This window comes from Streptomyces sp. NP-1717 (genome assembly GCF_022695985.1).
In the GTDB taxonomy this organism is placed as follows: Bacteria; Actinomycetota; Actinomycetes; order Streptomycetales; family Streptomycetaceae; genus Streptomyces.
The window spans coordinates 12785-27217 of record NZ_JAAPBF010000087.1; the positions used below are offsets into that span (position 1 = coordinate 12785).

Annotated in this window: 11 protein-coding genes; 10 read left to right on the forward strand and 1 reads right to left on the reverse strand. The window is 69.8% G+C overall.

Features of this window, described 5'->3' with window-relative positions:
* Positions 1–29: 29 nt before the first annotated feature.
* From nuoE to nuoN, 10 genes are read left to right on the forward strand one after another with little or no spacing between them, the layout of a single operon-like run.
* Positions 30–845 (forward strand): NADH-quinone oxidoreductase subunit NuoE, encoded by an 816-nt coding sequence (nuoE, locus tag GXP76_RS18865; RefSeq protein WP_242572728.1) that lies wholly within the window; start codon positions 30–32, stop codon positions 843–845.
* Positions 845–2200: an NADH-quinone oxidoreductase subunit NuoF gene (gene nuoF, locus GXP76_RS18870; RefSeq protein ID WP_242572719.1), complete on the forward strand. Its 1356-nt coding sequence runs from the start codon at positions 845–847 to the stop codon at positions 2198–2200. Before nuoE ends, nuoF begins: the two co-directional genes overlap by 1 nt.
* The gene (locus GXP76_RS18875) at positions 2197–4719 is read left to right on the forward strand and encodes an NADH-quinone oxidoreductase subunit G (RefSeq protein ID WP_242572720.1); all 2523 of its coding nucleotides are present in this window, start codon (positions 2197–2199) and stop codon (positions 4717–4719) included. The genes nuoF and GXP76_RS18875 overlap by 4 nt, the downstream gene beginning before the upstream one ends.
* Entirely contained in the window at positions 4716–6113 is a 1398-nt protein-coding gene (gene nuoH / locus GXP76_RS18880; RefSeq protein WP_242572721.1) for an NADH-quinone oxidoreductase subunit NuoH, read from the forward strand. The genes GXP76_RS18875 and nuoH overlap by 4 nt, the downstream gene beginning before the upstream one ends.
* Positions 6106–6765 carry an NADH-quinone oxidoreductase subunit NuoI gene (nuoI, locus tag GXP76_RS18885; RefSeq protein ID WP_242572722.1) on the forward strand — a complete coding sequence of 220 codons (660 nt, stop codon included), beginning with the start codon at positions 6106–6108 and terminating at the stop codon, positions 6763–6765. Before nuoH ends, nuoI begins: the two co-directional genes overlap by 8 nt.
* The gene (locus GXP76_RS18890; protein ID WP_242572723.1) at positions 6762–7595 is read left to right on the forward strand and encodes an NADH-quinone oxidoreductase subunit J; all 834 of its coding nucleotides are present in this window, start codon (positions 6762–6764) and stop codon (positions 7593–7595) included. The genes nuoI and GXP76_RS18890 overlap by 4 nt, the downstream gene beginning before the upstream one ends.
* Positions 7592–7891, forward strand: coding sequence for an NADH-quinone oxidoreductase subunit NuoK (gene nuoK, locus GXP76_RS18895; RefSeq protein WP_078075618.1), 300 nt, complete (start codon positions 7592–7594; stop codon positions 7889–7891). Before GXP76_RS18890 ends, nuoK begins: the two co-directional genes overlap by 4 nt.
* A gap of 14 nt (positions 7892–7905) precedes the next feature.
* Entirely contained in the window at positions 7906–9801 is a 1896-nt protein-coding gene (gene nuoL / locus GXP76_RS18900; protein WP_242572724.1) for an NADH-quinone oxidoreductase subunit L, read from the forward strand.
* Between the two features lie 4 nt (positions 9802–9805).
* A complete protein-coding gene (locus tag GXP76_RS18905) occupies positions 9806–11377 on the forward strand; it encodes an NADH-quinone oxidoreductase subunit M (RefSeq protein WP_242572725.1) in 1572 nt (523 codons plus the stop codon).
* The gene (nuoN, locus tag GXP76_RS18910; protein WP_242572726.1) at positions 11374–13026 is read left to right on the forward strand and encodes an NADH-quinone oxidoreductase subunit NuoN; all 1653 of its coding nucleotides are present in this window, start codon (positions 11374–11376) and stop codon (positions 13024–13026) included. The genes GXP76_RS18905 and nuoN overlap by 4 nt, the downstream gene beginning before the upstream one ends.
* Positions 13027–13120: 94 nt before the next feature.
* Here nuoN and fahA read toward each other — a convergent pair whose 3' ends face one another.
* Complete coding sequence (gene fahA, locus GXP76_RS18915) at positions 13121–14344, reverse strand: fumarylacetoacetase (RefSeq protein ID WP_242572729.1); 1224 nt, start codon at positions 14342–14344, stop codon at positions 13121–13123.
* Positions 14345–14433 lie beyond the last annotated feature (89 nt).

Genomic DNA, 14433 nt, shown 5'->3' on the forward strand with positions numbered 1-14433 from the left:
CCACACCGAATTCCGAGGTCAGCCTCGGAATGCCCCAACTCCCCGCCCCCGACTACCCGGCCGATGTGCGCGCCCGGCTGGAGACGGACGCCAAGGAGGTGATCGCCCGCTACCCCGACAGCCGCTCGGCCCTGCTGCCGCTGCTGCACCTCACCCAGTCCGAGGACGGGTACGTCTCCCGCACCGGCGTCCGGTTCTGCGCCGAGATGCTGGGGCTGACCACCGCCGAGGTGACCGCGGTCTCCACGTTCTACTCGATGTACCGGCGCAAGCCGTCCGGCGACTACCAGGTCGGCGTCTGCACCAACACGCTGTGCGCGGTGATGGGCGGCGACGCCATCTTCGACGAGCTGAAGCAGCACCTGGGCGTCGGCAACAACGAGACCACCGAGGACGGCAAGGTCACGCTGGAGCACATCGAGTGCAACGCGGCCTGCGACTTCGCGCCCGTGGTGATGGTCAACTGGGAGTTCTTCGACAACCAGACCGTCGAGTCGGCGAAGCAGCTCGTGGACGACCTGCTGGCCGGCGAGCAGGTCTCCCCGACCCGCGGCGCGCCCCTGTGCACGTACAAGGAGACCGCGCGGATCCTCGCGGGCTTCCCCGACGAGCGCCCCGGCGCCGTCGACGCCACCGGTGGCGCGGGCCCCGCCTCGCTGATCGGCCTGAAGCTCGCCAAGGGCGAGGCGGTCCCGGCCCGTACGCCGCGTCCGCGCGACGGAGCGGCGCCGAAGGACACGCCCCAGCCCGGTTCCGAGCACCTCAGCTCGCACGACGCGCCGCAGACCACCGCGCCGTCCGACCCCGCGAACCCCACGGGCCCGGTGGCCGAGGAGGGGAAGTGATGACCACAGCACCCGAGATGAGCGACACCTCCCCGGAGAAGCTTCTCTCTCCGGTCCTGTCCGCGTTCTGGGACCAGCCCGACGCGTGGACGCTGGAGACCTACCGGCGGCACGAGGGGTACGAGGGCCTGCGCAAGGCGCTCGCCATGACGCCCGACGACCTCATCGCGTACGTGAAGGACTCCGGTCTGCGCGGCAGGGGCGGCGCGGGCTTCCCCACCGGCATGAAGTGGCAGTTCATCCCGCAGGGCGACGGCAAACCGCACTACCTCGTCGTCAACGCCGACGAGTCGGAGCCCGGCACCTGCAAGGACATCCCCCTCCTCTTCGCCAACCCGCACTCCCTCATCGAGGGAATGATCATCGCCTGCTACGCGATCCGCTCGCAGCACGCCTTCATCTATCTGCGCGGCGAGGTCGTGCCCGTGCTGCGCAGGCTGCACGAGGCGGTACGTGAGGCCTACGAGGCGGGCTACCTCGGCAAGGACATCCTCGGCAGCGGGATCGACCTCGACATCACCGTGCACGCGGGGGCCGGCGCGTACATCTGCGGCGAGGAGACCGCGCTGCTGGACTCGCTGGAGGGACGGCGCGGACAGCCCCGTCTGCGCCCGCCGTTCCCGGCGGTCGCGGGTCTCTACGCGTGCCCCACAGTGGTGAACAACGTCGAATCCATCGCCTCGGTTCCCGCGATCCTCAACCGCGGCAAGGACTGGTTCAAGTCGATGGGCAGCGAGAAGTCCGCGGGCTTCACGCTCTACTCGCTCAGCGGCCATGTCGCCGCCCCCGGCCAGTACGAGGCGCCGCTCGGCATCACCCTGCGCCAGCTGCTCGACATGGGCGGCGGCATGCGGCCCGGCCACCGGCTCAAGTTCTGGACACCGGGCGGCTCGTCGACCCCGATGTTCACCGACGAACACCTCGACGTCCCCCTCGACTACGAGGGCGTCGGCGCCGCCGGCTCCATGCTCGGCACCAAGGCGCTCCAGTGCTTCGACGAGACCACCTGTGTGGTGCGCGCCGTCACCCGCTGGACCGAGTTCTACGCCCACGAGTCCTGCGGCAAGTGCACCCCGTGCCGTGAAGGCACGTACTGGCTGGTGCAGTTGCTGCGCGACATCGAGGACGGCAAGGGCGTCCTGTCGGACCTCGACAAGCTCAACGACATCGCCGACAACATCAACGGCAAGTCGTTCTGCGCCCTCGGCGACGGCGCCGCCGCGCCGATCTTCTCCTCGCTCAAGTACTTCCGCGAGGAGTACGAGCAGCACATCACCGGCAAGGGCTGCCCCTTCGACCCGGCGAAGTCCACGCTGTGGGCCGACCGCAACGCGCACCTGGAGGTGAACGCATGACAGTCACCACGTCTGCCCCCTCCGGCGGCGGCGAGGCGGCGGTCCCGCCCGAAGATCTCGTCTCGCTGACGATCGACGGCATCGAGATCTCGGTCCCCAAGGGGACCCTGGTCATCCGCGCCGCCGAACTCCTCGGCATCGAGATCCCCCGCTTCTGCGACCACCCGCTCCTCGACCCGGCCGGCGCCTGCCGGCAGTGCATCGTCGAGGTCGAGGGCCAGCGCAAGCCGATGGCCTCCTGCACCATCACCTGCACCGACGGCATGGTCGTCAAGTCGCAGATCACCTCGCCGGTCGCCGAGAAGGCCCAGCGCGGTGTGATGGAGCTGCTGCTCATCAACCACCCGCTGGACTGCCCGGTCTGCGACAAGGGCGGCGAGTGCCCCCTGCAGAACCAGGCCATGAGCGCCGGCCAGTCCGACACCCGGTTCGAGGGCAAGAAGCGGACCTTCGAGAAGCCCGTACCGATCTCCACCCAGGTGCTGCTCGACCGTGAGCGGTGCGTGCTCTGCGCGCGCTGCACCCGCTTCTCCAACCAGGTCGCCGGCGACCCGGTGATCGAGTTCCTGGAGCGCGGCGCGCTCCAGCAGGTCGGCATCGGCGTGGGCGACCCCTTCGAGTCGTACTTCTCCGGCAACACCATCCAGATCTGCCCGGTCGGCGCGCTGACCTCGGCGGCGTACCGCTTCCGCTCCCGCCCGTTCGACCTGGTCTCCTCGCCGAGCGTGTGCGAGCACTGCGCGGGCGGCTGTGCCACCCGCACCGACCACCGGCGCGGCAAGGTCATGCGGCGCATGGCGGCCGACGACCCCGAGGTCAACGAGGAGTGGATCTGCGACAAGGGCCGGTTCGGCTTCCGCTACGCGCAGCGGCCCGACCGGCTCACCACCCCGCTCGTACGGGGCGCGGACGGCGAACTGGCACCGGCGAGCTGGCCCGAGGCGCTGGAGGCCGCCGCGAACGGTCTCGCCGCGGCGCGGGGCCGGGCCGCCGTCCTGACCGGCGGCCGGCTGACCGTCGAGGACTCCTACGCGTACGCCAAGTTCGCCCGGGTCGCGCTCGACACCAACGACATCGACTTCCGCGCGCGCGTACACAGCGCCGAGGAGGCCGAGTTCCTCGCCGCCCACGTCGCCGGCCACGGCCTCGACCTGGACGGCAAGGGGGTCACCAACACGACGCTGGAGAAGGCCCCGGCCGTCCTGCTCGTCGGCTTCGAGTCCGAGGAGGAGGCGCCCGGCGTCTTCCTGAGGATGCGCAAGGCCCACCGCAAGCACGGGCAGCGCAGCTTCTCCCTCGCCACGCACGCCACCCCCGGTCTCCGGAAGGCGGGCGGCACGCTGCTGCCGGCCGCGCCCGGCACCGAGACCGAGTGGCTCGACGCGCTCGCCTCGCAGACCGGTCTCGAAGGCGCGGGCACCCGCGCCGCCGACGCCCTGCGCGAGAGCGGCGCGGTGATCGTCGTCGGCGAACGGCTCGCGGCCGTCCCCGGCGGGCTCACCGCCGCCGCCAGGGCCGCCACCGCGACCGGCGCCCGGCTCGTCTGGGTCCCGCGCAGGGCCGGTGAGCGCGGCGCGGTCGAGGCCGGCGCCCTGCCGACACTGCTGCCCGGCGGCCGTCCCGCCACGGACCCGCGGGCCCGTGAGGAGACCGCCGAGGTCTGGCGGTTGCGTGAACTGCCGCACCGCCACGGCCGCGACACCGGCCAGATCGTCGAGGCCGCCGCGACCGGCGAACTCGGCGCCCTGGTCGTCGCGGGTGTGGAGGTCGCCGACCTGCCGGACCCGGCACGCGCGCGTGAGGCGCTCGCCGCCGCCGGGTTCGTCGTGTCGCTGGAACTGCGTCCCAGCGAGGTCACCGACCACGCCGACGTCGTCTTCCCGGTCGCCGCGGTCGCCGAGAAGGGCGGCACCTTCCTCAACTGGGAAGGCAGGGCACGGCCGTTCGAGGCGGCGCTCAAGCCCGAGCAGATGACGCGCAGGCTGGCCACGGACGACGCGCGGGTGCTGCACATGCTCGCCGACGCCATGGACATCCCCTTCGCGCTGCCCAGCCTGAAGGCCGTACGCGCCGAGATGGCGCGGCTCGGCACCTGGGACGGCCCGCACGCCGAACCGCCCGTCGAGTCCTCCCGTCCGATGCCCCGTCCGGGCACGGGCGAGGCGGTCCTCGCCGGTCACCGCCTGCTGCTCGACCAGGGCCGGCTCCAGGACGGCGACGAGGCCCTGGCGGGCACCCGCCACGCGGCCGTCGCCCGGCTCTCCGCCACCACGGCGGCCGTCACGGGCGTCAAGGACGGCGACGTCCTCGCCGTCACCGGCCCGGCGGGCACCGTCGAACTGCCGCTCAGCGTCACCGAGATGCCCGACAACGTGGTCTGGCTGCCGCTGAACTCGACGGGCGGCGGCGTCCTCGCCGACACCGGGGCCCGCCCCGGCACGCTCGTGCGGATCGGCCCGGCCGAGGCCGAGGCCCCGGCCGGCGCCACGGAGTCCGACGCACCGGAGGTGCGCTCATGACCGCCCTCGACCGACTCGGCGCGGCCCCCGCGCAGAGCGTCCTCGCCGCCGAGGACCTCTCGATGTTCGGCACCGACCCCTGGTGGCTGGTGGCCCTCAAGGCCGTCTTCTGCTTCGCGTTCCTGATGGTGACCGTGCTGGTCGCCATCGTCTGGGAGCGCAAGGTCGTCGCCTGGATGCAGCTGCGCATCGGACCCAACCGGCACGGCCCCTGGGGCATGCTCCAGTCGCTCGCCGACGGCATCAAGCTGATGCTGAAGGAAGACGTCGTCGTCAAGCGGGCCGACAAGGTCGTCTACGTCCTGGCGCCGATCATCGCGGCGGTGCCCGCCTTCATGGCGATCGCCGTGATCCCCTTCGGCCCCGCAGGCAACGAGGTCTCGATCTTCGGCCACCGCACGACGATGCAGCTCACCGACCTGCCGATCGCGATGCTCTACATCCTCGCGGTCGCCTCGGTCGGCATCTACGGCATCGTCCTCGCCGGCTGGTCGTCCGGATCGACGTACCCGCTGCTCGGGGGCTTGCGCTCGTGCGCGCAGATGATCTCGTACGAGATCGCCATGGGCGCGGCGTTCGCCTCGGTGTTCCTCTACTCCGGGACGATGTCGACCTCGGCGATCGTCGAGGCGCAGGCCGACCGGTGGTACATCATCCTGCTGCCGGTCTCCTTCATCATCTACATCGTGACGATGGTCGGCGAGACCAACCGCGCGCCGTTCGACATGCCCGAGTCCGAGGGCGACCTGGTCGGCGGTTTCAACACCGAGTACTCGTCGATCAAGTTCGCGCTGTTCATGCTGGCCGAGTACGTCAACATGGTCACCGTCTCCGCCGTCTCCGTCACGCTCTTCCTGGGCGGCTGGCGGGCCCCGTACCCCATCTCCACGTTCTGGGAGGGTGCGAACCACGGCTGGTGGCCGATGCTCTGGTTCATCGTCAAGGTCCAGCTGCTGCTGTTCTTCTTCATCTGGCTGCGCGGCACGCTGCCGCGCGTGCGCTACGACCAGCTGATGAAGCTCGGCTGGAAGGTCCTGATCCCGGTCTCGGTCGTCTGGCTGATGCTGGTGGCGACGGTGCGTGCCCTGCGGAACGAGAACTACGACTTCCAGGACATCGTGCTCTACGTCGCCTCGGCGGTCATCGCGATCCTCCTGCTCTCCTTCGTCGCCGACATCTTCCGCGACAAGAAGGAGAAGGCCGCGGCCGCGGCCGAACCACCACCGCCCGCGTTCGATCCGATGGCCGGTGGCTTCCCGGTGCCTCCGCTGCCGGGGCAGACCCTGCCGCCCGTACCGCGCCGGCGTTCCCGCGGTGAGCGCGAACTGGTTGTCAGTGGCGGAGTCAATACTGAGAGTGACGCGAGTGACGGAAAGGAGGCCGACGGTGCCTGACAACGCTTCCAAAGGTTCGAAGGGGGACGACCCCGGCGCGCGCCGGCTGAATCCGGTCGCCGGCTTCGGCGTGACCTTCAAGGCCATGTTCAAGAAGCGGCTGACCGAGCAGTATCCGGAGACGGAGAAGGTGACGGCGCCGCGCTTCCACGGCCGCCATCAGCTGAACCGCCATCCGGACGGCCTGGAGAAGTGCATCGGCTGCGAGCTGTGCGCCTGGGCCTGCCCGGCGGACGCGATCTATGTGGAGGGCGCGGACAACACCGAGGAGGAGCGCTACTCCCCGGGTGAGCGTTACGGCCGCGTCTACCAGATCAACTACGCCCGCTGCATCCTGTGCGGACTGTGCATCGAGGCGTGCCCCACCCGCGCGCTGACGATGACCAACGAGTTCGAGCTGGCCGACAGTTCGCGCGAGAGCCTCATCTACACCAAGGAGCAGCTCCTCGCCGGTCTGGAGGAGGGCATGGTCGAGTCACCGCATTCGATCTTCCCCGGCACGGACGAACAGGACTACTACCGGGGCCTGGTGACCGAGGCCGCTCCCGGCACGGTCAGGCAGGTCGCCTTCACCAAGGGCGAGCGCCCGCAGGAAGGCGCCTCCGACTTCGGCGAGGACGAACCGGCTTCGAAGAAGGTGATCGGCGGATGAACACGATCGCCGCTTCCGCCACCTCGACCGGCGAGGCCGTCCAGTTCTGGATCCTCGGCACCGTCGCCGTGATCGGCGCGCTCTGCACCATCCTGATGAGGCGGGCCGTGCACAGCGCGCTCTGTCTCGCCGGGACCATGATCATCCTGGCGGTCTTCTACCTCGCCAACGGGGCGTACTTCCTGGGCATCGTCCAGATCGTCGTCTACACCGGCGCGATCATGATGCTGTTCCTCTTCGTGGTCATGCTCGTCGGCGTCACCGCCGCCGACTCCCTCACGGAGACGATCAAGGGCCAGCGCTGGTGGGCAGCCCTCTGCGGGCTCGGCTTCGGCGTCCTGCTGATCGCCGGTATCGGCAACGCGTCGATGACGGCCTCCACCGGACTCGGCGTCGCCAACGCCGGGGGCAACGTCGAGGGCCTCGCCGCCCTGATCTTCACCAAGTACGTGTTCGCCTTCGAGATCACCGGCGCCCTGCTGATCACGGCCTCGGTCGGCGCGATGGTGCTCACGCACCGCGAGCGCACCGAACGGGCCCTGAGCCAGCGCGAGATGTCCGAGCAGCGGATCCGCAGCAAGCACCTGCCGCCGCTCCCCGCACCCGGCGTCTACGCCAGGCACAACGCGGTGGACATCGCCGGACTGCTGCCCGACGGCACCACGTCCGAGCTGACGGTCAGCAAGACACTCAAGGACCGCGGCCAGATCCGGGACGTGTCCGGTGAGGCCATCGCCGATCTGCGGGCGCTGGAGCAGCGCTCGACGGAGCGCCTCGGCCGCGAGGAGCTGCGGGACCGCGAGGACCGCGAGGAGGGCGTCACCAAATGAACACGGTCAACTACCTCTATCTCGCCGCCCTGCTGTTCACCATCGGTGCGGTCGGAGTGCTGATCCGGCGCAACGCGATCGTCGTCTTCATGTGTGTCGAGCTGATGCTCAACGCCTGCAACCTCGCGTTCGTCACCTTCTCCCGGATGCACGGCAATCTGGACGGCCAGATCATCGCCTTCTTCACGATGGTCGTCGCCGCGGCGGAAGTCGTCGTCGGGCTCGCGATCATCGTGTCGCTGTTCCGTTCGCGCCACTCGGCCTCGGTCGACGACGCCAGCCTGATGAAGCTCTGAGGGGTCGCTGAATCGTGGAGAATCTGATTGCGCTGCTCATCGCGGCGCCCCTGCTCGGAGCAGGTCTTCTGCTGTGCGGCGGGCGACGCCTCGACCGGGTGGGACATGTCCTCGGCACGCTGCTGGCGGCCGCCTCCTTCGTGATCGGCGTGGTGCTCTTCGCCGACATGCTGGGCAGGAGCGGCGAGGACCGCGCCCTGCACCAGCACCTGTTCAGCTGGGTGCCGGTCGAGAGCTTCCAGGCGGACATCGCCTTCCAGCTCGACCAGTTGTCGATGACCTTCGTCCTGCTGATCACCGGCGTCGGCACCCTGATCCACATCTACTCCATCGGGTACATGGAGCACGACGAGCGGCGCCGCCGCTTCTTCGGCTACCTGAACCTGTTCCTCGCCGCGATGCTGCTGCTCGTCCTCGCGGACAACTACCTCCTGCTGTACTTCGGCTGGGAGGGCGTCGGCCTCGCGTCGTACCTGCTCATCGGTTTCTGGCAGCACAAGCCCAGCGCGGCGACGGCGGCCAAGAAGGCGTTCCTCGTCAACCGCGTCGGCGACATGGGCCTGTCGATCGCGATCATGCTGATGTTCACCACCTTCGGCACGTTCGCCTTCGGGCCCGTCCTGGAGTCCACCGGTGAGGCGAGCGGCGGCACGCTGACGGGCATCGGCCTGATGCTGCTGCTGGCCGCCTGCGGCAAGTCGGCGCAGGTGCCGCTCCAGTCCTGGCTCGGCGACGCGATGGAGGGCCCGACCCCGGTCTCGGCCCTCATCCACGCGGCGACGATGGTGACGGCGGGCGTGTACCTGATCACCCGGTCCGGCGCGATCTTCAACGCCTCCCCGGACGCCCAGCTGGTGGTCGTGATCGTCGGAGCGGTCACGCTCCTGTTCGGTGCGATCGTCGGTTGCGCGAAGGACGACATCAAGAAGGCCCTCGCGGGCTCGACGATGTCCCAGATCGGCTACATGATCCTGGCCGCGGGCCTCGGCCCCATCGGCTACGTCTTCGCGATCATGCACCTGGTGACGCACGGCTTCTTCAAGGCGGGGCTGTTCCTCGGCGCCGGCTCGGTCATGCACGGCATGAACGACGAGGTCGACATGCGGAAGTACGGGGGCCTGCGCAAGTACATGCCGGTCACCTTCGTCACCTTCGGCCTCGGTTATCTCGCGATCATCGGCTTCCCGGGTCTCTCCGGCTTCTGGTCGAAGGACAAGATCATCGAGGCGGCGTTCGCCAAGGGAGGCACCGAGGGCTGGATCCTCGGCGCCGTCACCCTGCTGGGCGCGGCCCTCACGGCGTACTACATGACGCGCGTGATGCTGATGACCTTCTTCGGCGAGAAGCGCTGGCAGCCGGACGCCGAGGGCAACCAGCCGCACCCGCACGAGTCGCCCAGGTCGATGACGATCCCGATGATCGTCCTCGCCTTCGGCTCGGTCTTCGCGGGCGGTCTCTTCTCGCTCAACGAGTCGTTCGTGAAGTGGCTGGAGCCGGTCACCCAGTTCGAGCACGGCCACCCGCCGATCAGTGCGGCGGCCGTCACCGCGTCCACGGTCGTGGTGCTGCTCATCGGTGTCGGCGTCGCGTATCTCCAGTACGGCCGCAAGCCGGTGCCCGTCACCGCGCCGCGCGGTTCGCTGCTCACCCGTGCCGCCCGTCGCGATCTCCTCCAGGACGACTTCAACCATGTGGTCCTGGTCCGCGGCGGCGAGCACCTCACCCGCTCGCTCGTGTACGTCGACCACACCCTGGTCGACGGTGTCGTCAACGGCACCGCGGCGTCGTTCGGCGGGCTGTCCGGCCGGCTGCGCAAGCTGCAGAACGGCTACGCCCGCTCCTACGCGGTCTCGATGTTCGGAGGTACGGCAGTGCTCATCGCCGCGACCCTGTTGATGAGGGCGGTGTAATCAGATGTCGTTCCCCCTTCTGACGGCGACGGCGGCCGTCCCGGCGATCGGCGCGATCGTCACGGCGGCCGTCCCGGCCGCCCGGCGCACCGCCGCCAAATGGATTGCCCTCGCGTTCTCGCTCGCCACGCTCGCGCTGGCGGTGACCGCGCTGGTCCGCTTCGAGCCCGGCGGCGACCGCTACCAGCTCACCGAGTCCCATGCCTGGATCTCCGACTTCGGGGTCAGGTACGAGCTGGGCGTCGACGGCATCGGTGTGTCGCTCCTGGCGCTCACCGCCCTGCTGATCCCCTTCGTCATCCTCGCGGGCTGGCACGACGCCGACCCCGTCGAGACGAAGAGTTCGCGCTGGCGGCCGACGCAGGGCTTCTTCGCCCTGATCCTGATGGTCGAGGCGATGGTGATCCTCTCCTTCGAGGCCACCGACGTCTTCCTCTTCTACATCCTGTTCGAAGCCATGCTCATCCCGGTGTACTTCCTCATCGGCGGCTTCGGGGACCGGGCCCACGCGGGCGGCGACGAGGCCGGAGCCACCCAGCGGTCGTACGCGGCCGTGAAGTTCCTCCTCTACAACCTGGCCGGCGGCCTGATCATGCTCGCCGCCGTCATCGGTCTGTTCGTGTCGGCGGGGACCTTCTCGCTGACCGAGATCGCCGAGGCCAGGGCCAACGGCACGCTGGACATGTCGACGGGCATGGAGAGGTGGCTCTTCCTGGGCTTCTTCGTCGCCTTCGCCATCAAGGCGCCGCTGTGGCCGGTGCACACCTGGCTGCCCAACGCCATGGGCGAGGCCACCGCGCCCGTCGCCGTCCTGATCACCGCGGTGGTCGACAAGGTCGGCACGTTCGCGATGCTGCGCTTCTGCCTCCAGCTCTTCCCGGAGGCGTCCACGTGGGCGACCCCCGTGGTGCTGGTGCTGGCGCTGATCAGCATCGTGTACGGGGCGCTGCTCGCGGTCGGCCAGCGGGACATCAAGCGGCTGATCGCCTACGCGTCGATCTCGCACTTCGGCTTCATCATCATGGGCATCTTCGCGATGACCAGCCAGGGCCAGTCGGGCGCGACGCTCTACATGATCAACCACGGCATCTCGACGGCGGCGCTGCTGCTGGTCGCGGGCTTCCTGATCTCGCGGCGCGGTTCGCGGCTCATCTCGGACTACGGCGGGGTGCAGAAGGTCGCACCGGTACTCGCCGGCACGTTCCTGATCGGTGGTCTCGCGACGCTCTCGCTGCCGGGGCTCGCCCCGTTCGTGAGTGAATTCCTGGTCCTGGTCGGCACGTTCAGCGTGTATCCGGTGATCGGCATCATCGCGACCGTCGGTATCGTGCTCGCCGCGCTGTACGTGCTGGTCCTCTACCAGCGCACGATGACGGGCCCGGTGAACGAGTCGGTCCGCGGCATGCCGGACCTGAAGCTCCGGGAGCTGGCGGTCGTCACCCCGCTGATCGCGCTTCTTCTCTTCCTGGGCGTCTACCCGAAGCCGCTGACCGACATCGTGAACCCGGCGGTGGAGCACACCATGAGTGACGTACAGAAGTCCGACCCCAAGCCCGAGGTGGAGGCAGCCCCGTGAGTGCGACAGCTGTCCACAGCCTGTGGACAACGACGGCGGCCCAGGGGATCGACAAGATCCAGGCCCCCAAGATCGAATACGCACAACTGGCCCCCGTGCTGATCGTGCTGGGCGCCGCCGTCGTGGGCATCCTCCTTGAGGCCTTCGTCCCGAGGAAGGGGCGGTACTACGCGCAGCTCTTCCTCTCGGTCGTCGCCCTGGCCGCCGCGTTCGCCGCGGTGGTCGCCCTCGCGGCGGGCGGATACGGCAGCACCAAGGCGCACCTCGCCGCCATGGGCGCGATCGCGGTGGACGGCCCCGCGCTGTTCCTCCAGGGCGTCGTCCTGCTCACGGCGATCGTGGCCGTGTTCACCTTCGCCGAGCGCCGGCTCGACCCGGCGAGCCACGGCAACCGGATCGACTCGTTCGCCGCCCAGGGTGGCTCGGTGCCCGGCAGTGAGGGCGAGAAGGCGGCCGTCAAGGCCGGGTTCACCACCACCGAGATCTTCCCGATCGCGATGTTCGCGGTGGCCGGCATGCTGGTCTTCCCGGCGGCCAACGACCTGCTGACGCTCTTCATCGCGCTGGAGGTCTTCTCCCTCCCGCTCTACCTCCTGTGCGCGCTGGCCCGCCGCAAGCGGCTGATGTCGCAGGAGGCCGCGGTGAAGTACTTCCTGCTCGGCGCCTTCTCCTCCGCGTTCCTGCTCTTCGGTGTCGCGCTGCTGTACGGCTACGCGGGCTCGGTGTCGTACGCGCGCATCGCCGCCGTCGTGGACGGCTCGGTCGCCACCGTGGACCCGGTCCTCGCGGAGACCATGGGCAACGACGCGCTGCTGCTCATCGGCGGGGCGATGATCCTGATGGGTCTGCTCTTCAAGGTCGGCGCGGTGCCGTTCCACATGTGGACCCCGGACGTCTACCAGGGCGCGCCCACGCCGATCACCGGCTTCATGGCCGCCGCGACGAAGGTGGCGGCGTTCGGCGCGCTGCTGCGGCTGCTCTACGTGGTCCTGCCCGGCCTGCGCTGGGACTGGCGGCCGGTGATGTTCGGTGTCGCGATCCTCACCATGCTCTTCGGTGCGATCGTCGCCATCACCCAGACCGACATCAAGCGCCTCCTGGCGTACTCGTCGATCGCGCACGCGGGCTTCATCCTGGCCGGTGTCATCGCCATGACCGACCAGGGCATCTCCTCCGTCCTCTTCTATCTGGCGGCGTACTCCTTCGTCACGGTCGGCGCCTTCGCCGTCGTGACGCTGGTGCGCGACGCGGGCGGCGAGGCGACGCACCTGTCCAAGTGGGCGGGGCTGGGGCGGCGTTCGCCACTGGTGGCCGCGGTCTTCGCGGTCTTCCTGCTGGCCTTCGCCGGCATCCCGCTGACCTCGGGCTTCTCGGGCAAGTTCGCCGTGTTCAAGGCGGCGGCCGACGGCGGCGCCGGGGCGCTGGTCGTGGTCGGTGTGATCTCGTCCGCGATCGCCGCGTTCTTCTACATCCGGGTCATCGTGCTGATGTTCTTCAGCGAGCCGAAGGCGGACGGCCCCACGGTCGCCGTGCCCTCGCCGCTGACGATGACCACGATCGGGGTGGGTGTCGCCGTCACGGTGGTGCTGGGCGTCGCGCCGCAGTACTTCCTCGATCTGGCGAGCCAGGCGGGCGTGTTCGTGCGCTAGCCCGTACCCGTACGAACGCCGCGGGGCCCCACCGGCAACGGTGGGGCCCCGCGGCGTTCACAGGCTCCAGGAGCGTGACTCCGGTGGGCGGTCCTCAGCCGGCGGTGATCCGGCCCGTCACGTCGCCGAGGCCCACACGGACGCCGTCCGGGCCCGGGGCCCAGGCGGTCATCGTGACCTCGTCGCCGTCCTCCAGGAACGTCCGCTTGCCGTCGGCGAGTTCGATCGGCTCCGTGCCGTTCCAGGTCAGCTCGATGAGGGAGCCGCGCTGGTCACGCTCGGGGCCGCTGACCGTGCCGGAGCCGTACAGGTCGCCCGTACGGAGCGAGGCGCCGTTCACCGTCATATGGGCGAGCTGCTGCGCCGCCGTCCAGTACATGCCCGCGAAGGGCGGCTCGGAGAGCACCTGGCCGTTGAGCGTGACCGTGATCCGCAGGTCGAAGCCGCCGGGCACCTCCTCGTCCGCGTCGTCCAGATACGGCAGCAGCGGGTGCGTACGGGGCGGGGGAGAGACCCGCGCCGCGTCCAGGGCCTCCAGGGGCGTCACCCAGGCCGACACGGACGTGGCGAAGGACTTGCCGAGGAACGGGCCCAGCGGCACGTTCTCCCAGCCCTGGATGTCGCGCGCCGACCAGTCGTTGAGCAGACAGAGCCCGAAGACGTGGTCGTCGAAGGCCGACAGCGCCACCGGGGCGCCCATCGCCGACGGGGCACCGACCACGAAGCCGACCTCCGTCTCGATGTCGAGCTTCACCGACGGCCCGAAGACCGGAACGGGGTCCGAGGGCGCCTTGCGCTGCCCGGACGGGCGCACCACGTCCGTCCCCGAGACCACGACCGTGCCCGCACGGCCGTGGTAACCGATCGGCAGATGCTTCCAGTTCGGCGTCAGCGCCTCCCCGTCGGGCCGGAAGATCCGGCCCAGGTTGGTGGCGTGGTTCTCGCTGGCGTAGAAGTCGACCCAGTCGGCCACCTCGTACGGGAGATGCATCGTGACCGAACCGAGAGGGTGCAGCAGCGGCTCTATGTCCGGCCGGTGGGCGGGGACCGTGACCCAGGCGGTGAGCGCCCGGCGCACATCGCGCCAGGCCGTGCGTCCGGCGGCCATCAGGGGGTTGAGAGAGGGCCGGTCCAGCAGCGCGGCGTACGGGGAGCCCAGCGCGTGCGCGGCGGCCCCCGCGTCGAGCACATGGCCGCCCACGCGGACCCCGAGGCGGCGCCGCCCGGGCTGGTCGGCCGTGGTGAAGACGCCGTACGGGAGGTTGTGCGGGCCGAAGGGATCGCCCTCGGCCAGTTCGAGCGGGCTCTGCTCGGGCATCGGTGCTGCCTCGCTTTCCGGATCGATGCTGGACACGTTACGTCGGTGTTGCCCGGCGGCGGCAGTGATGAAAAGCGCGCAATGACCGA